At 60.0% G+C, this 18,566-nt stretch carries 16 protein-coding genes; 7 read left to right on the forward strand and 9 right to left on the reverse strand.

What is annotated here, in order from left to right; all coding sequences use genetic code 11:
• The first annotated feature begins 102 nt into the window (after positions 1-102).
• Positions 103-1,497: a NorM family multidrug efflux MATE transporter gene (locus EJA71_RS07380; RefSeq protein WP_158955568.1), complete on the forward strand. Its 1,395-nt coding sequence runs from the start codon at positions 103-105 to the stop codon at positions 1,495-1,497.
• A 70-nt stretch (positions 1,498-1,567) separates the two neighbouring features.
• On the opposite strand, the gene EJA71_RS07385 is transcribed toward EJA71_RS07380, so the two are convergent.
• Positions 1,568-3,238 (reverse strand): bifunctional diguanylate cyclase/phosphodiesterase, encoded by a 1,671-nt coding sequence (locus EJA71_RS07385; RefSeq protein ID WP_158955552.1) that lies wholly within the window; start codon positions 3,236-3,238, stop codon positions 1,568-1,570.
• Between the two features lie 262 nt (positions 3,239-3,500).
• Between EJA71_RS07385 and rep the strand changes: the two genes are divergently transcribed.
• The gene (gene rep / locus EJA71_RS07390) at positions 3,501-5,510 is read left to right on the forward strand and encodes a DNA helicase Rep (RefSeq protein WP_016985834.1); all 2,010 of its coding nucleotides are present in this window, start codon (positions 3,501-3,503) and stop codon (positions 5,508-5,510) included.
• 59 nt (positions 5,511-5,569) lie between these two features.
• Positions 5,570-6,142 carry a xanthine phosphoribosyltransferase gene (locus EJA71_RS07395; RefSeq protein WP_016985833.1) on the forward strand — a complete coding sequence of 191 codons (573 nt, stop codon included), beginning with the start codon at positions 5,570-5,572 and terminating at the stop codon, positions 6,140-6,142.
• A 128-nt stretch (positions 6,143-6,270) separates the two neighbouring features.
• Here the strand turns inward: EJA71_RS07395 and EJA71_RS07400 are convergent, their stop codons facing one another.
• From EJA71_RS07400 to dadA, 6 genes are all read right to left on the reverse strand, one after another.
• On the reverse strand, positions 6,271-8,193 hold the full coding sequence (locus EJA71_RS07400) for an acetyl-CoA hydrolase/transferase C-terminal domain-containing protein (RefSeq protein WP_158955554.1): 1,923 nt from the start codon (positions 8,191-8,193) through the stop codon (positions 6,271-6,273).
• A gap of 136 nt (positions 8,194-8,329) precedes the next feature.
• Positions 8,330-8,746, reverse strand: coding sequence for a cytochrome c5 family protein (locus EJA71_RS07405; RefSeq protein ID WP_158955570.1), 417 nt, complete (start codon positions 8,744-8,746; stop codon positions 8,330-8,332).
• A 182-nt stretch (positions 8,747-8,928) separates the two neighbouring features.
• Positions 8,929-9,477 (reverse strand): cupin domain-containing protein, encoded by a 549-nt coding sequence (locus tag EJA71_RS07410; protein WP_008086779.1) that lies wholly within the window; start codon positions 9,475-9,477, stop codon positions 8,929-8,931.
• Between the two features lie 88 nt (positions 9,478-9,565).
• Positions 9,566-10,639 (reverse strand): alanine racemase, encoded by a 1,074-nt coding sequence (gene alr, locus EJA71_RS07415; protein ID WP_158955556.1) that lies wholly within the window; start codon positions 10,637-10,639, stop codon positions 9,566-9,568.
• Positions 10,640-10,734: 95 nt separating this feature from the next.
• Positions 10,735-11,088 carry a RidA family protein gene (locus EJA71_RS07420; protein WP_053125004.1) on the reverse strand — a complete coding sequence of 118 codons (354 nt, stop codon included), beginning with the start codon at positions 11,086-11,088 and terminating at the stop codon, positions 10,735-10,737.
• On the reverse strand, positions 11,060-12,364 hold the full coding sequence (gene dadA / locus EJA71_RS07425) for a D-amino acid dehydrogenase (RefSeq protein ID WP_064389549.1): 1,305 nt from the start codon (positions 12,362-12,364) through the stop codon (positions 11,060-11,062). Before dadA ends, EJA71_RS07420 begins: the two co-directional genes overlap by 29 nt.
• A 155-nt stretch (positions 12,365-12,519) precedes the next feature.
• On the opposite strand from dadA, the gene EJA71_RS07430 reads away from it, so the two are divergent.
• Complete coding sequence (locus EJA71_RS07430; protein WP_003206849.1) at positions 12,520-13,008, forward strand: Lrp/AsnC ligand binding domain-containing protein; 489 nt, start codon at positions 12,520-12,522, stop codon at positions 13,006-13,008.
• Positions 13,009-13,085: 77 nt separating this feature from the next.
• Here EJA71_RS07430 and EJA71_RS07435 read toward each other — a convergent pair whose 3' ends face one another.
• Positions 13,086-13,439 (reverse strand): YkgJ family cysteine cluster protein, encoded by a 354-nt coding sequence (locus tag EJA71_RS07435; RefSeq protein WP_064389779.1) that lies wholly within the window; start codon positions 13,437-13,439, stop codon positions 13,086-13,088.
• Between the two features lie 148 nt (positions 13,440-13,587).
• Between EJA71_RS07435 and EJA71_RS07440 the strand changes: the two genes are divergently transcribed.
• Positions 13,588-14,898 carry an FAD-binding oxidoreductase gene (locus EJA71_RS07440; protein WP_158955558.1) on the forward strand — a complete coding sequence of 437 codons (1,311 nt, stop codon included), beginning with the start codon at positions 13,588-13,590 and terminating at the stop codon, positions 14,896-14,898.
• A 126-nt stretch (positions 14,899-15,024) separates the two neighbouring features.
• Here the strand turns inward: EJA71_RS07440 and EJA71_RS07445 are convergent, their stop codons facing one another.
• Positions 15,025-15,270 (reverse strand): DUF1127 domain-containing protein, encoded by a 246-nt coding sequence (locus tag EJA71_RS07445; protein ID WP_158955560.1) that lies wholly within the window; start codon positions 15,268-15,270, stop codon positions 15,025-15,027.
• A gap of 179 nt (positions 15,271-15,449) precedes the next feature.
• Between EJA71_RS07445 and EJA71_RS07450 the strand changes: the two genes are divergently transcribed.
• On the forward strand, positions 15,450-16,871 hold the full coding sequence (locus tag EJA71_RS07450; protein ID WP_158955562.1) for a PLP-dependent aminotransferase family protein: 1,422 nt from the start codon (positions 15,450-15,452) through the stop codon (positions 16,869-16,871).
• A 60-nt stretch (positions 16,872-16,931) separates the two neighbouring features.
• Positions 16,932-18,500: a phospholipase D family protein gene (locus tag EJA71_RS07455; RefSeq protein WP_158955564.1), complete on the forward strand. Its 1,569-nt coding sequence runs from the start codon at positions 16,932-16,934 to the stop codon at positions 18,498-18,500.
• Positions 18,501-18,566 lie beyond the last annotated feature (66 nt).

Consider the following 18,566-nt stretch of genomic DNA (forward strand, 5'->3'; position numbering starts at 1 on the left):
TTTAATCATGCCATCCATCCTTTTTATCCCTTTGTGCAATGCCTGCCAAGCGCCGAGAATCGACGGTCTCCTGCTCCCTCTGAAAATTGAGTGGTGATGACCATGCAGCATCCTGTGCGTACCGAACTCTGGGCCATTCTGCGGCTGGCAGGGCCGTTGATCGCTTCACAGTTGGCGCACATGTTGATGGTGCTGACTGACACCCTGATGATGGCGCGCCTCAGTCCGGAAGCGTTGGCCGGTGGCGGTCTCGGTGCGGCGAGTTATTCATTTGTGTCGATTTTCTGCATTGGCGTGATTGCGGCGGTCGGCACGCTGGTGGCAATTCGCAAGGGTGCCGGCGACATTATTGGTGCAGCGCGACTGACTCAGGCCGGTTTGTGGCTCGCGTGGCTGATGGCGCTGGGCGCCGGCTTGCTGCTGTGGAACCTGAAACCGGTGTTGCTGCTGTTCGGCCAGACCGAAACCAACGTCAACGCTGCCGGGCAATTTCTGATCGCCCTGCCCTTCGCTCTGCCCGGCTACCTGAGTTTCATGGCTTTGCGCGGCTTCACCAGTGCGATTGGCCGGGCGACGCCGGTGATGGTTATCAGCCTGGCCGGCACGGTGGCCAACTTCCTGCTCAATTACGCGCTGATCACCGGCATGTTCGGTCTGCCGAAAATGGGTCTGACGGGCATCGGACTGGTCACGGCGATCGTCGCCAACTGCATGGCACTCGCGTTGGCGTGGCACATCCGCCGGCACCCAGCGTATGACGCTTATCCGCTGCGCGCGGGCCTGTCACGGCCGAACCGGCAGTACCTGAAAGAGCTGTGGCGCCTCGGCCTGCCAATCGGCGGCACCTACGCGGTGGAAGTCGGTTTGTTCGCATTTGCGGCGTTGTGCATGGGCACCATGGGCAGCACGCAGTTGGGCGCGCACCAGATTGCTCTGCAGATTGTTTCAGTGGCATTCATGGTGCCGGCGGGGATGTCCTACGCGATCACCATGCGCGTCGGCCAGCATTACGGCGCCGGACAATTGAGCGATGCGCGGATGTCCGGGCGGGTCGGGATCGTGTTTGGCGCGGTGGTCATGCTCGGGTTTGCCATGGTGTTCTGGTTGCTGCCGAATCAGTTGGTGGGATTGTTCCTTGATCACAACAATCCGGCGTTTGCCGAGGTGATCCGCCTCGCGGTGAGCCTGCTGGCCGTGGCGGCATGGTTCGAGTTGTTCGACGGCACGCAGACGATCGCCATGGGCTGCATTCGTGGACTTAAAGATGCGAAGACCACGTTTCTGGTCGGACTCGGCTGCTATTGGCTGATCGGTGCCCCGGCGGCGTGGTGGATGGCGTTCCACTTGCACTGGGGGCCGACGGGCGTTTGGTGGGGATTGGCGCTGGGGTTGGCGTGTGCGGCGGTGAGTTTGACCCTGGCGTTTGAATGGAAAATGAAGCGGATGATTCGGCTGGAGCCTGCTACATCACGCTTTGAGGTCGTTGGCGCGGATTAAGATCAAAAGATCGCAGCCTTCGGCAGCTCCTACAGGGATCGGTGTAGGAGCTGCCGCAGGCTGCGATCTTTTAAACGGCCTCCACAGCAGCCTGTTGGCTTGAGCCAAACGTCAGGTATTCAACCAGTTCCGCCAACGGCAACGGCCGGCTGATCAGATAACCCTGCACCTGATCGCAACCAAAGCCGCGCAGCAGTTCCAGTTGTTCCGGCGTCTCGACCCCTTCCGCCACCACTTCCAGGTGCAGGTTGTGCGCGAGATTGATCATCGCATGCACCAATTTACGGTTTTCTTCGCGCTGTTCCATGCCACCGACAAAGCTCTTGTCGATCTTCAGCAAAGTGATCGGCAAGCTGTTGAGGTGTACGAACGACGAGAACCCGGTACCGAAATCATCCAGCGAGAAACGCACGCCGAGGCGCCCGAGCGCATCCATGGTCTGCTTGACCAGATCGCTGCGGCGCATCACCGCCGTTTCGGTCAGTTCGAATTCCAGCCACTGCGCTTCAACACCGCGCTCAGCGATCAAGCGGCTGAGGGTCGGCAACAACTGGCTGTCCTGAAACTGGCGAAACGACAGGTTGATCGCCATGTGCAGCGCTGGCAACCCGCGCTCACGCAGCGCCTGCATGTCACGCAGCGCCCGGGAAATCACCCAGTAACCCAACGGCACAATCAAACCGCTCTGCTCGGCCAAAGGCACGAATTCGCTTGGCGGCAACAGACCGCGCTCGCCGTGGCGCCAGCGCACCAAGGCTTCGAGGCCGACGATCTGGCCGTCCTCAAGATTCAGGCGTGGCTGGTAATGCAGCTCCAGCTCATCACGACGCAACGCCCGGCGCAGCTCGCTTTCGAGGTCGGCCATGCTCCGTGCGTTGCGGTTGATACGTTCGTTGAAGATATGAAAGGTGCAGCCCTGAGTGCTCTTGGCCTGTTGCATGGCGATGTGGGCGTGCCACATCAGCGGATCGGCGCCGGCCTGTGCACGGGCATGGGCGATGCCGAGGCTGGAGCCGATCAACAGGCTCTCGCCATCCACCCAATACGGTTCGGCCAAGGCTTCGGTAATGCGTTCGGCCATCCATTCGGCGCGTTGCGGCGCGCGACGGGTGTCGATCAGCAAGGCGAATTCGTCGCTGCCCAGCCGCGCCAGTTGATCGCCGGCCTCCAGCTGACTTTTCAGCCGTGCGACGACTTGCAGGATCAAACGGTCGCCGGCCTGATGGCCGAGGGCGTCGTTGGCGTGGCGGAAGTTGTCGAGATCGAGATGGCCGAGGGCCAAGCCGCGACCGTCGTTTTCCGCGAGGCGCGCCGTGAGCAAGGTCTGGAAACCCTGGCGGTTGGCGATGCCAGTCAGCGGATCCTGTTCGGCGAGGCGTTGCAGGGTGTTTTCCAGAACGCCGCGTTCGCGCACATGGCGCAGGCAACGGCGCAGCATGCCGGCGTCGAGGGCGTCGAACACCAACCAGTCACTGACACCAACCGGCGCGGTGTCCGGTTCGTGCTCCAGCAGCAATACCGTCGGCAGGCTGCAACGGCCGGGTGCCGGTTGCAATGCCGGAATAGTCAACAACACCGCGTGGCGGTTGTCTTCGAACAAACTGCTGACCGACTCCCAGCTCGGCGCGCTGATCAGCACCGCCGCGCTCCCCATCGGAGCCAGACACTCACGCAATAACGCTGTCCACGCTGGCTCTTCGGCCAGTAGCAGCAAACGCAAGGGTTCGACAGGCGTAGACAAGCTAGCTCCCTAGACTCTGCAAAGATGTGGGCGGGGCATTATGCCGTTGCGCAGTTCAATGACCAAATGACAACGGTTATCAAAACGTTATTTTGTGTCACGAATGAGAACATTAGCCGCAAAATCACCGCGCATCCTGCGTGAAAGTAACAAAACCGGCAAATTTGAATCGCGTGGTACGTCACAAGTCGGACAGAGCAGCACAATTCTCTGAGCCTGTTAAAATGCCGGCCCATTTCGTCAACGACTCCCGAATTTTCGTATGTCCCGACTCAATCCCCGGCAGCAAGAAGCCGTGAACTACGTCGGCGGCCCTCTATTGGTGCTCGCCGGTGCTGGCTCCGGCAAGACCAGCGTGATCACGCGCAAGATCGCGCACCTGATCCAGAACTGCGGCATCCGTGCCCAGTACATCGTCGCCATGACCTTTACCAACAAGGCCGCGCGCGAGATGAAAGAGCGGGTCGGCACCTTGCTGCGCGCCGGCGAAGGGCGCGGTCTGACGGTCTGCACCTTCCACAACCTCGGCCTGAACATCATCCGCAAGGAACACGTGCGGCTTGGCTACAAACCCGGTTTCTCGATCTTTGACGAGACCGACGTCAAGTCCCTGATGACCGACATCATGCAGAAGGAATACGCGGGCGAAGACGGCGTCGACGAGATCAAGAACATGATCGGCGCCTGGAAAAACGACCTGATCCTGCCGCCTCAGGCGCTGGAGAACGCGCGTAATCCCAAGGAACAGACTGCCGCCATCGTCTACACCCACTATCAGCGCACGCTCAAAGCGTTCAACGCGGTGGACTTCGACGACTTGATCCTGCTGCCGGTAAAACTCTTCGAAGAACACGCCGACATTCTCGAAAAGTGGCAGAACAAGGTGCGCTACCTGCTCGTCGACGAATATCAGGACACCAACGCCAGCCAATACTTGCTGGTAAAAATGCTCATCGGCAAGCGCAACCAGTTCACCGTGGTAGGCGACGACGACCAGTCGATCTACGCCTGGCGCGGCGCGCGGCCGGAAAACCTGATGCTCCTCAAGGACGACTATCCATCGCTGAAAGTGGTGATGCTCGAACAGAACTACCGCTCGACGAGTCGCATCCTGCGTTGCGCCAACGTGCTGATCTCGAACAACCCGCACGAATTCGAAAAGCAGTTGTGGAGTGAGATGGGCCACGGCGACGAGATCCGTGTGATCCGCTGCCGCAACGAGGACGCCGAAGCCGAGCGCGTGGCCATGGAAATCCTCAGCCTGCACTTGCGCACCGACCGCCCGTACAGCGACTTCGCGATCCTTTATCGCGGTAACTATCAGGCCAAACTGATCGAGCTGAAGTTGCAGCACCATCAGGTGCCGTACCGCCTGAGCGGCGGTAACAGCTTCTTCGGTCGCCAGGAAGTAAAGGACTTGATGGCCTACTTCCGCCTGATCGTGAACCCGGATGACGACAACGCTTTCCTGCGGGTGATCAACGTGCCGCGCCGGGAAATCGGCTCGACCACCCTGGAAAAACTCGGCAACTACGCCACCGAACGCAAGATCTCGATGTACGCCGCCACCGACGAAATCGGTCTGGGCGAGCATCTGGACAGCCGCTTCACGGATCGCCTGGGACGCTTCAAGCGTTTCATGGACAAGGTGCGCGAGCAGTGCGCCGGCGAAGACCCGATCTCGGCGCTGCGCAGCATGGTCATGGACATCGACTACGAGAACTGGCTGCGCACCAACAGCTCCAGCGACAAGGCTGCGGACTACCGGATGAGCAACGTCTGGTTCCTGATCGAGGCGTTGAAAAACACCCTCGAGAAGGACGAAGAAGGCGAAATGACCGTCGAGGATGCCATCGGCAAGCTGGTCCTGCGTGACATGCTCGAACGTCAGCAGGAAGAGGAGGACGGCGCCGAAGGCGTGCAGATGATGACGTTGCACGCCTCCAAGGGGCTGGAATTCCCTTACGTGTTCATCATGGGCATGGAAGAGGAAATCCTCCCGCACCGCTCCAGCATCGAAGCCGACACCATCGAAGAAGAACGCCGCCTGGCCTACGTGGGCATCACCCGCGCACGTCAGACCCTGGCCTTCACCTTCGCCGCCAAGCGCAAGCAGTACGGCGAAATCATCGACTGCGCGCCGAGCCGCTTCCTCGATGAGCTGCCACCGGACGATCTGGCCTGGGAAGGCAACGACGACACACCGACCGAAGTCAAAGTCGTGCGCGGCAATAGCGCATTGGCTGATATACGCGCGATGTTAAAGCGCTAGAATTGACCACTTTTTTTACTAGACCTTCGGCGCACAAAGCGCCAAAAGAGGACAGCTTCATGGAAGCATTGCACCAGAAAATCCGCGAACAAGGCATTGTGCTTTCCGACCAGGTCCTGAAGGTCGACGCCTTCCTGAACCACCAGATCGACCCGGCCCTGATGAAGCTGATCGGCGACGAATTCGCCGCGCTGTTCAAGGACTCGGGCATCACCAAGATCGTCACCATCGAAGCCTCGGGCATCGCCCCGGCGATCATGACCGGTCTGAACCTTGGCGTGCCGGTGATCTTCGCCCGCAAGCAACAGTCCCTGACCCTGACTGAAAACCTGCTGTCGGCGACCGTTTACTCGTTCACCAAAAAGACCGAAAGCACCGTGGCCATCTCCCCGCGCCACCTGACCAGCAGCGATCGCGTGCTGATCATCGACGACTTCCTGGCCAACGGTAAGGCGTCGCAAGCGCTGATCTCGATCATCAAACAGGCCGGCGCGACCGTTGCCGGTCTGGGCATCGTTATCGAGAAGTCGTTCCAGGGCGGCCGCGCCGAACTGGACTCGCAGGGCTACCGCGTCGAATCGCTGGCCCGGGTGAAATCGCTGACGGGTGGCGTGGTCACCTTCATCGAATAAAGCCACACCGCAGATCTCCTGTAGGAGTGAGCCTGCTCGCGATAGCGTAGTGTCAGCTGATATTTTCGTCGGCTGATACACCGCCATCGCGAGCAGGCTCACTCCTACAGTTGTTTTGGGTCAGGCAGTTATTGCGCGGTGGCTTTTAGGCCGGTGAGGAGCAGGCGCTGGAAGAGGTCTTCTTTCAGACCTTCCGGGTTTGTCAGTTGCATGCGCTCAAGGTGCTCGGGATACAGCGATGCCTCCGGGGCGTCGAGGGCTGCTTTGCCCAGATCCAGAATCTCAGTGAGTTTGAACTTGCTCTTCAGCCAGTTCAGCGCACGTAGTAAATCCTTTTCAATCACTGTGAAATCACAGCCCAACGGATACTCCGGAAACAGATGCGGATGCCGTGCGGCAATCGCCTGCAAACGCTGCGGCGTGTTGTCGGCGAAGCGTGGGTCGAGGCGGAAATCCTTTGGCAGCTTGCCGACCTTTTGCGCTTGTTCGATCAAGCCCTGCTGGAAGCGTGAGTCGCTGATATTGAGTAGCGATTCAATGACCACCGCATCGGATTTGCCACGCAGATCAGCAATGCCGTACTCGGTGACGACAATGTCGCGCAGATGCCGTGGAATCGTGCAGTGGCCGTATTCCCAAACGATGTTGGAACTGACATCGCCACCCGACTCGCGCCAGCTGCGCAGAACAAGAATCGAGCGCGCATCGTGCAGTGCATGGCCCTGCGCCACGAAGTTGTATTGCCCGCCAACACCGCTGAGCACTCGGCCGTCTTCCAGTTGATCCGCCACACCGGCACCGAGCAACGTCATGGTGAACACGGTGTTGATAAATCGCGCATCAAGGCGTTGTAGGCGCTTGAGTTCTTCCTGTCCGTACAACTCGTTGATGTAGCTGATGCGGGTCATGTTGAATTCGAGGCGTTTGCTCTGCGGCAGCTCGCGCAGGCGCTCGTAGAAACTGCGCGGGCCGAGGAAGAATCCGCCGTGCACCGAGATGCCGTCAGGCTGCGCGGCCTCGTCGAGGGTGCCGGCGTTGGCCTGTTCCTGGGTCGGCACATCCGGATAGACCTTGCGCCGGATGATCCCCGCATCCGCCAACACCAGCAGGCCGTTGACGAACATTTCGCTGCAACCGTACAAGCCTTTTGCGAACGGCCCAGTGCCGCCCTCACGCTCGATCAATTGCGCCCATTGGCTAAGGTTGATGTCATCGAGCAACGCCTTGTACCCGGCGTTGTCCGCCTGACGTGCCAGCAATGCGGCGGTCAACGCGTCGCCCATCGAGCCGATGCCGATCTGCAGCGTGCCGCCGTCGCGCACCAGCGTACTCGCGTGCACACCGATGAAATGATCCTGAAAACCCACCGGCATGTTCGGCGTGGAAAACAGCGTGCTGCTGTCCTTCGCGTCGATCAGCAGGTCGAAGGTGTCGATGTCGACTTCGGCATCGCCCGGCATGTACGGCAGATCCGTGTGTACCTGGCCGACCAGCAAAATCGTTTCCCCGGCATCGCGGCGCTTGGCGATCATCGGCAACAGGTCGAGGGTGATGTCCGGGTTGCAACTCAGGCTCAAGCGATCCGGATGTTCGCTGCTGCTGGCGAGCAACTGCGCCACCAGGTTCAGCCCGGCGGCGTTGATGTCACGGGCGGCGTGACTGTAGTTGCTGCTGACGTAATCTTGCTGGGCCGGCGCGCTGTTGAGCAGGCTGCCGGGCTGCATGAAGAACTGTTCGATGCGGATGTTGGCGGGCAGGCTGTCGCGGTGCAGGTCGGCGAGAAAATCGAATTCCGGGTAGTCGCCAAACACGCGCTCGACAAAGGGTTCGATAAATCGCTTTTGCAAGCCATCGCCCAGTGCAGGGCGACCTAGACACAGCGCGGTGTAAATCGTCAGTTGGCGCTCGGGCAGCGCTTTGATTCGCCGGTACAGCGCGTTGACGAAGTGATTGGGCTTGCCCAACCCCAGCGGCATGCCCATGTGGATGTGCGCCGGCAAACGCGCCAGCACATCGTCCACTGCCTGTTCGATCGAACACAACTGCACCATCTGAAGCCTCCTGCCCGTTCCGTGAATAGAGGTAGACCGAGCTTGCCGCTACTTTGCTGCAATGAACAGCCTCCAGGCGCAAATCGCAGACACAAAAAAACCGTCCGGAGACGGTTTTTTTCGTTACAAGCGCGGCTTATTTCAGGCCGGACATCTTCTCGATTGCGCCCTTCAACTCGTCGTCCGAGCAATCGGCGCACGTGCCTTTCGGTGGCATCGAGTTGATACCGGTGATGGCTTTGGCGAGGATACCGTCGAGGCCGCCCTGGTGATCGGCGCGTTCTTTCCAGGCTGCGGTGTCACCGATTTTCGGCGCGCCCAACAGGCCGGTGCCGTGGCAAGCGTTGCAATGTTTGGCAATCACTTCGTCCGGGGTCTTGGCACCGCCACCACCGCCGGCAGTCGCAGCCACTTCCATCCCTTTGCATTCCTGACCTTGTACACACACCTGGCCGACAGGCTCGAGGCGTTTGGCAATGTCGTCATTCGTCGCAGCTTGAGCGCTGACAGCCCAGAGGGCCAATACGGTTGCTGGTGCAGCCAGCATTTTCATAATTAGATTCACGCGTTCACCCTCAATGGTGGCTATTCACGCCTGCGGCCACGGTTCGCAGGCGGGCGCAAGTATAGCGGGTAGCCCGCTACACTGAAACAACCCCATGATTAAAGGGGTCTTGTTGCGCATCGGTAAAACGGTCCGGGTGCCTTCGCCGTAGTGGCCTGACGCCTCTTGGTTTAGAAATTCGCTGGCGTGGCTGCGCTGATTAGTCGCGCAGGCAAGTCGAACGGATTTCGAAAACGATGCGGCTTGGTACTTTCAAAGTAGTAGCTGTCGCCGGCTTCGAGAATAAAAGTTTCCAGACCCACGACCAGTTCCAGGCGACCTTCCACCAGAATCCCGGTTTCTTCGCCTTCATGGGTGAGCATTTCTTCGCCGGTATCGGCGCCCGGCGGGTAGATTTCATTGAGGAATGCGATAGCGCGGCTGGGGTGCGCGCGGCCGACCAGTTTCATGGTCACGGCGCCGTCGGAAATGTCGATCAGCTCGTTGGCCTTGTAGACGATCTGGGTCGGGACTTCCTGCAGGATTTCTTCGGAAAAGAACTCGACCATGGACATGGGAATGCCGCCCAGTACCTTTCTCAGCGAACTGATCGAAGGGCTGACGCTGTTCTTTTCGATCATCGAAATGGTGCTGTTGGTGACGCCCGCACGTTTGGCGAGTTCACGCTGGGAAAGCCCTTTGAGCTTGCGGATCGATTGCAGTCGTTCACCGACGTCCAAGGCGCGAGCCTCCTGATGTTGTAAGAATATTGAGCGTTATCATGGCGACAGCGTTCAGTATTTACAACACTTGGCCCCCGCAGCGGCTTCAACCCTCGGAATAGAGCCTTGGCACCCGGCGCAGGTTGCAGAAGATCTGGTACGGGATGGTATCGGCCCACTGCGCCACTTCACTGGCGAGAATGTTTTTGCCCCACAGTTCGACGGTGGAACCCAAGCCTGCTTCCGGCACGTCAGTCAGATCGATGCAGAGCATGTCCATCGACACGCGACCGAGAATGCGGCTGCGCTTGCCGGCGACCAAAACTGGCGTGCCGGTCGGCGCCTGACGCGGATAACCATCGGCGTAACCCATGGCCACCACGCCGATGCGCATTGGTTTGTCGGTGACGAACTTGGCGCCATAACCCACCGGCTCGCCGGCGGGCAGTTCGCGCATGCTGATGACTTTCGATTCCAGGGTCATCACCGGTTGCAGACGATCAGCCACGGCGTTGGCTTCCTCGAACGGGGTCGCGCCGTAGAGCATGATGCCCGGACGCACCCAGTCACTGTGAATCTGCGGCCAGCCAAGCACGGCGGGCGAGTTGCGCAGGCTGAATTCCGCCGCCAGGCCCTGACGCGCCGCCTCAAACACGGCGACTTGCTCGGTACTACTCTGCGCGTGCAGCTCGTCGGCGCGGGCGAAATGGCTCATCAAGACGATTTTCGCCACTTTGCCGCTGGCCAGTAGACGCTGATAGGCCGTTGGATAATCCTTCGGATGCAGGCCAACGCGGTGCATGCCCGAATCGAGCTTCAGCCACACGGTGATCGGCTTGCTCAGCTTCGTTTGCTCAATCGCTTCGAGTTGCCACAGCGAATGCACTACCGTCCAGAAATCATGCTCGACGATCAGCGCCAGCTCATCTGCCTCGAAAAAACCTTCGAGCAACAACACCGGTGCGCGAATACCAGCAGCGCGCAGCTCCAAAGCCTCTTCGATGCAAGCCACGGCAAAACCGTCGGCCTCGGCTTCCAGCGCCTGGGCGCAACGGACCGCGCCATGGCCGTAAGCATCGGCCTTGATCACCGCGAGCGCCTTGGCGCCGGTGACTTCGCGGGCAATTCGGTAGTTGTGGCGCAGGGCTTGAAGGTCGATCAGGGCACGGGCAGGACGCATGGCGGCAGACTTCTAGGCGGACATGGGAATAAAAACCGGCGCCGACTGACGACGTGAACCGCCAACAGCGCCGGGAGAGGGATCTTTACAACGGTTTACGGCAGCGCAGCGACGATAGAGATTTCTACCAGAATGCTCGGCTTGGCCATTTTCGCTTCAACGGTGGCGCGGGCCGGAGCAGCGCCTTTTGGCAGCCACTGATCCCACACCGAGTTCATCCCGGCGAAGTGCTCATCGATGCCATTCAGGTAAATCGTCGCCGACAACAGGTGCTGTTTGTCGGTGCCGGCCAGATCAAGCAAACGCTCGATATTGGCCAGAACGTCGCGGGTCTGCTGTTCAATCCCGGCGTTGAAGTCGTCGCCGACCTGCCCGGCCAGATACACGGTGCCGTTGTGGCTGACGATCTGACTCATGCGCTCATTGGTGAGCTGGCGCTGGATTGACATGTTTTGCGGACTCCTGAATTTTGTTGCCATAACGGGAAATATCGAGGCCTTCGGCGCTGATCTGTGGCTTTTTCTTCGCCATCAGGTCGGCCAGCAAACGACCGGAACCGCATGCCATGGTCCAACCAAGCGTGCCGTGGCCGGTGTTGAGGAACAGGTTCTTGAACGGCGTGGCGCCGACGATTGGCGTGCCGTCCGGGGTGGTCGGCCGCAGGCCGGTCCAGAAACTCGCCTCGGCCAGATTACCGCCCTGAGGATAAAGGTCGTTGACGATCATCTCCAGGGTTTCGCGGCGACGCGGGTTCAGCGACAGGTCAAAACCGGCGATTTCGGCCATGCCGCCAACGCGGATGCGGTTGTCGAAACGGGTGATCGCGACCTTGTAGGTCTCGTCGAGAATGGTCGACGTCGGCGCCATTGCCGGGTTGGTGATCGGCACCGTCAGCGAGTAACCCTTCAGCGGATAAACCGGGGCTTTGATGCCCAGCGGCTTGAGCAATTGTGGTGAGTAGCTGCCGAGGGCCAGCACGTAGCGGTCGGCGGTTTCCAGCTTGCCGTCGATCCACACGCCGTTGATGCGATCACCGGCGTAGTCGAGTTTCTGGATGTCCTGACCGAAGCGGAATTCCACGCCGAGTTTCACCGCCATTTCAGCGAGACGCGTGGTGAACATCTGGCAGTCGCCGGTCTGGTCGTTCGGCAGGCGCAGGGCACCGGCGAGGATGTCGGTAACGCCCGCCAAGGCTGGCTCGACGCGGGCAATGCCAGCGCGGTCGAGGACTTCGAACGGTACGCCGGATTCTTTCAGTACGGCGATGTCTTTCGCGGCGCCATCAAGCTGTGCCTGGGTGCGGAACAGCTGGGTTGTACCGAGGCTGCGGCCTTCGTAGGCGATGCCGGTTTCGGCGCGCAATTCGTCGAGGCAGTCGCGGCTGTACTCGGACAGACGCACCATGCGTTCCTTGTTCACCGCATAACGGTTGGCGGTGCAGTTGCGCAGCATCTGCGCCATCCACAGATACTGATCGATGTCGGCGGTGGCCTTGATCGCGAGAGGGGCGTGACGTTGCAGCAGCCACTTGATCGCCTTGAGCGGTACGCCCGGCGCGGCCCACGGCGAGGCGTAGCCCGGCGACACTTGGCCGGCGTTGGCGAAACTGGTCTCCATGGCCGCAGCAGGCTGCCGGTCGACCACCACCACTTCAAACCCGGCACGGGCCAGATAGTAAGCACTGGCGGTACCGATGACGCCGCTACCCAAGACCATTACACGCATTTTGTATCCCTCATCGCGGCAGGGCCGCGCACGTCTGTTGTTAGAGCAATGATGCGCGCAGTGTAAAAAAGAAATGCCAGTGCTTTTCACTATATAAGCGCCTATATTTGGCGACAATTCTCGGCAAAAACCCTTTTCACGGAGGCGCATCCCCTATGCGTACCAACACTCAGACCAAACGTGAGCTGGACAAGATTGACCGCAACATCTTGCGGATCCTGCAGGCGGACGGGCGGATTTCCTTCACCGAACTAGGCGAAAAGGTCGGGCTCTCGACCACGCCGTGCACCGAGCGGGTGCGGCGTCTGGAGCGCGAAGGCATCATCATGGGCTACAACGCCCGGCTGAATCCGCAGCACTTGAAGGGTAGCTTGCTGGTGTTCGTCGAGATCAGCCTCGACTACAAATCCGGCGACACTTTCGAAGAGTTCCGACGCGCGGTGCTGAAGTTGCCGCACGTGCTGGAATGTCATTTGGTGTCAGGAGATTTCGACTATTTGGTGAAGGCGCGGATTTCCGAGATGGCTTCGTACCGCAAGCTGCTGGGCGACATTCTGTTGAAGCTGCCGCATGTGCGGGAGTCGAAGAGTTATATCGTGATGGAAGAGGTGAAAGAGAGCCTGAACCTGCCGATTCCGGATTGAGCACCGAGATGATCGTTCCCACGCTCTGCGTGGGAACGTTCCATTTCTCTGTAGGAGCTGCCGAAGGCTGCGATCTTTTAAACCAACACCTGCCGATTCGCTGCCATGTACTCGAATATCTGCTTCTCGACCCGCGGATGAATCAACTCCACAGGTCGCCGCTCATTTGGGCAAGGCAAGGTTTTGGTGGTGCCAAACAATCGGCAAATCAGCGGCCGCTCTTCATACACCGTGCAACCATTCGGCCCCAGATGCACACAGTTCAGCTCTTCCATCGCCGCATCCTGTTCAGCGCGGGTCTTGCGCGGCAGGCGGGCCATTTCTTCCGGCGAGGTCGTCACCGGCCCACAGCAATCGTGGCAGCCGGGCACGCACTCGAACGAGGGAATCTGCTGACGCAAGGTGCGGATTTTCTGGCTGTTGCAGCTCATCGAAGCGGTGACCGAGGTGAATTAGGCGACAATTGTGCCGCAAAAGCCGCGATCCAGACACCGCAGGCCGACCAGTGTTGCCCCGGTTCGGGCGTGCGGCTTATGCTCCGTCAAATTTTCTCGACACCCCCGTCTCAGGATGACGCCCATGACTGCCCGCGCCCACTCCCCCGCGAGCCAACCCCACGTTGCCTCTTACTACGCCGCCAGCAGCCTGCCGCAGCCGGATCATCCGCTGCTGCAAGGCGAAGTGGTGGCCGACGTCTGCGTGGTTGGCGGTGGTTTTTCCGGGTTGAACACGGCGCTGGAACTGGCCGAACGCGGGCTCAGCGTGGTGTTGCTCGAAGCACACAAGATCGGCTGGGGCGCCAGCGGTCGTAACGGCGGGCAGCTGATTCGCGGCGTCGGGCATGGCCTCGATCAGTTCGCCAACGTCGTCGGCAGCGACGGCGTGCGCGAGATGAAACTGATGGGCCTGGAAGCGGTGGAAATCGTTCGTCAGCGCGTCGAGCGCTTTCAGATTGCCTGCGACCTGACCTGGGGCTACTGCGACCTCGCCAACAAACCATCCGACCTCGAAGGTTTTGCAGAAGACGCCGAAGAGTTGCGCAGCCTCGGCTATCGCTACGAAACCCGTTTGCTGCAAGCCAACGAAATGCACACGGTGGTCGGTTCCAAACGCTACGTCGGCGGCTTGATCGACATGGGCTCCGGCCATCTGCATCCGCTGAATCTGGCCTTGGGCGAGGCGGCAGCGGCGCAGCAACTGGGCGTGCAACTGTTCGAGCATTCGGCGGTGACGCGTATCGATTACGGCCCGGAAGTCAAAGTCCACACCGCGCAAGGTTCGGTGCGGGCGAAGACGTTGGTGCTTGGCTGCAATGCCTATCTGAATGATCTGAATCCGCAACTCAGCGGCAAGGTTCTGCCCGCCGGCAGCTACATCATTGCCACCGAACCGTTGAGCGAAGAGCAGGCGCACAACCTGCTGCCGCAAAACATGGCGGTCTGTGATCAGCGGGTGGCGCTGGATTACTACCGACTCTCGGCAGATCGTCGCTTGCTGTTCGGCGGTGCCTGCCATTATTCGGGGCGCGATCCGAAAGACATCGCTGCGTACATGCAGCCGAAGATGCTTGAGGTATTCCCGCAACTGGCCGGGGTGAATATCGATTATCAGTGGGGCGGAATGATCGGCATCGGTGCCAACCGCTTGCCGCAGATCGGTCGGCTCGCTGACCAGCCGAATGTGTATTACGCCCAGGCTTATTCCGGGCATGGTGTAAATGCCACGCACCTAGCGGGCAAGTTGCTGGCCGAGGCGATCAGCGGGCAACACAGTGGCGGGTTTGACCTGTTTGCCAAGGTGCCACACATCACCTTCCCGGGCGGCAAGCATTTGCGCTCGCCGCTATTGGCGCTGGGGATGCTGTGGCATCGTCTCAAAGAACTGGTCTAACTGATCGTTCCCACGCTCTGCGTGGGAATGCATCCAGCGACGCTCTGCGTCACAGCGGACGCGGAGCGTCCGTAGCGGAGTTCCCACGCAGAGCGTGGGAACGATCAGTGGAGAACCATACAGATCTCAGATCCGCCAGAACGGCTTCAACCCTTCCTCCTGCGCTTGCTCACGCGTCAGCCCGATGTCCTTGAGCTGATCCGCGGTCAACGCCAGTAACGCCCTGCGCGTGTGCAGACGATGCCACAGCAGATCCCAGCGACTCAGGCCGGACGGTGCGTTGCGCATAATCTCATTGCGCGCACGATCCTTCTGCCCTGCCGCCAGTTCCTGACTGTGTAACGTCAGCCGCACATCGCTCAAGCCGTTCATTTTCGATACTCCTGTTTACTTGGGTAGCCAGAGATTCCATGATGCGCGGACGACAAAAATCGTTACAGATTCACAGTAACTGTATTAACTCCATACAGATTTGCCGCTCTGAAGACTGAATTGTCGATTTTTGCCGCATCTGTACTGGTTTAACGAATCATCTGCACCGAGGCAGCGCCATGACCCTCTACGTAAACCTCGCCGAATTGCTCGGCACGCGTATCGAACAAGGCTTCTATCGCCCTGGCGACCGACTGCCGTCGGTGCGCGCCTTGAGCGTCGAACACGGGGTCAGCCTGAGCACGGTGCAGCAGGCCTATCGCATGCTCGAAGACAGCGGCTTGGCCACGCCGAAACCCAAGTCCGGCTATTTCGTCCCGGTCGGGCGCGAGCTGCCGGAGCTGCCCGCCGTCGGCCGACCGGCGCAACGGCCAGTGGAAATTTCGCAGTGGGATCAAGTGCTGGAATTGATTCGCGCGGTGCCGCGCAAGGACGTCGTGCAACTGGGGCGCGGCATGCCCGACATCAGCTCGCCGACCATGAAACCGTTGCTGCGTGGGCTCGCGCGTATCAGCCGCCGTCAAGACATGCCCGGCCTGTATTACGACAATATCCACGGCACCCTCGAACTGCGTGAGCAGATCGCCCGATTAATGCTCGACTCCGGCTGCCAGTTGAGCGCCAGCGATCTGGTGGTCACTACCGGTTGCCACGAAGCGCTGTCCACCAGCATCCACGCGATCTGCGAGCCGGGCGACATCGTCGCGGTGGATTCGCCGAGTTTCCACGGTGCCATGCAGACCCTCAAAGGTCTGGGCATGAAAGCCCTGGAAATCCCCACCGATCCGCTCACCGGCATCAGCCTCGAAGCGCTGGAACTGGCGCTCGAACAATGGCCGATCAAGGTCATCCAGCTCACCCCCAACTGCAACAACCCGCTCGGCTACATCATGCCGGAGTCGCGCAAACGCGCCCTGCTCAACCTCGCCCAGCGCTTCGACGTGGCGATCATCGAAGACGATGTGTATGGCGAACTGGCCTACACCTATCCGCGTCCGCGCACGATCAAATCCTTCGACGAAGACGGCCGCGTGCTGCTGTGCAGCTCGTTTTCCAAGACGCTCGCGCCGGGGCTGCGGATTGGCTGGGTTGCACCGGGTCGTTATCTGGAACGAGTGCTGCACATGAAATACATCAGTACCGGATCCACCGCACCGCAACCGCAGATCGCCATTGCCGAATTTCTCAAGTCCGGTCATTTCGAACCGCATTTGCGGCGGATGCGCACGCAATATCAACGCAATCGCGACATGATGATCGACTGGGTCACTCGCTATTTCCCCGCAGGAACCCGCGCCAGTCGTCCGCAGGGTAGCTTCCTGTTGTGGGTGGAATTGCCCGAAGGATTCGACACCCTGAAACTGAATCGCGAGTTGCTCGATCAAGGCGTACAGATCGCCGTCGGCAGCATTTTTTCCGCCTCGGGCAAGTACCGCAATTGCCTGCGGATGAACTACGCTGCCAAACCTACGGCGCAGGTTGAAGAAGCGGTGCGCAAGGTCGGTGAAACCGCGATCAGATTGTTGGCCGAAGCCGACTGACCTTTTTCCACAGACCAGCGTCCATATGCCGACCTTTGCCGCCAACCGGAACGATTCTACGTGAGCTTCAGACAGCCCCTACTCGCTTTGCTGTTATTCACCTCGTTCCTCAGCGGCTGCGCCAGCCTTGATGTGCCGCGTGAGCCGAGCCAGGCGTTGCCTCCGTCGAGCTCCAGTTTCGGCCGTTCGATTCAGGCGCAAGCCGCACCGTACAAAGGGCAATCCGGCTTCCGTCTGTTGTCCAACAGCACCGAATCTTTCACCGCCCGCGCCGAGTTGATCCGCCATGCGCAGGTCAGCCTCGACTTGCAGTACTACATCGTTCACGACGGCATCAGCACACGGATGCTGGTGGACGAATTGCTCAAGGCTGCCGACCGCGGCGTGCGCGTACGCATCCTGCTCGACGACACCACCAGCGACGGCCTCGACCTGATCATCGCCACGCTGGCGGCGCATCCGCAGATCCAGATTCGCCTGTTCAACCCGCTGCATCTGGGCCGCAGCACCGGCGTGACGCGCGCGGCGGGAAGGCTGTTCAACCTGTCGCTGCAACACCGACGGATGCACAACAAACTGTGGCTGGCCGACAACAGCGCGGCCATCGTCGGCGGGCGCAATCTGGGCGATGAGTATTTCGATGCCGAGCCGAACCTGAATTTCACCGACATCGACATGCTCAGCATGGGCCCGGTCGCCGAGCAGCTTGGGCATAGTTTCGATCAGTACTGGAACAGCGCGCTAAGCAAGCCGATCGACGAATTTCTCTCGAGCAAACCGACTGCCAAAGATCTGCAAAACACCCGTACGCGCCTCGAGGAATCGCTGGAAGAAACCCGTAAACAGAATCACGCGCTGTATCAGCAGTTGATGACTTTCACCACCGAACCGCGCATGGACATCTGGCGCAAAGAGCTGATCTGGGCGTGGAATCAAGCGCTGTGGGATGCACCGAGCAAGGTGCTGGCCAAGGATGAACCGGATCCGCAATTGCTGCTGACCACACAACTGGCGCCGGAGCTGCGCGGCGTGAGTAAAGAGCTGATCATGATTTCGGCGTACTTCGTGCCGGGTCAGCCGGGGCTGGTTTACTTGACTGGCCGCGCTGATGCGGGCGTCTCGGTGAGCCTGCTGACCAATTCGCTGGAGGCCACCGACGTGCCGGCGGTGCATGGCGGGTATGCGCCGTATCGCAAGGCGTTACTGGAGCACGGTGTAAAACTGTATGAACTGCGGCGCCAGCCTGGGGATAACTATGGCAGCGGGCCGCATGTGTTTTACAGCAAGTCGTTTCGCGGCTCGGATTCAAGCTTGCACAGCAAGGCGATGATCTTTGATCGGCAGAAATCATTTATCGGCTCGTTCAATTTCGACCCGCGCTCGGTGCTGTGGAACACCGAAGTCGGCGTGTTGGTGGACAGTCCTGAACTGGCCGAACATGTGCGCGAACTGGCCTTGCAGGGCATGGCGCCGGCGTTGAGCTATCAGGCGAAGTTGCAGGATGACCACATCGTCTGGGTGACCGAAGACAATGGCCAGATGCATACACTGACCAAAGAGCCGGGGAGTTGGTGGCGACGGTTCAATGCGTGGTTCAGCACCAGCGTGGGCCTTGAACGGATGCTTTAAAAAGCAAAAGATCGCAGCCTTCGGCAGCTCCTACAGGAGGAATGCATTTCAACTGTAGGAGCTGCC

This window comes from Pseudomonas sp. PB106 (genome assembly GCF_009764645.1).
In the GTDB taxonomy this organism is placed as follows: Bacteria; Pseudomonadota; Gammaproteobacteria; order Pseudomonadales; family Pseudomonadaceae; genus Aquipseudomonas.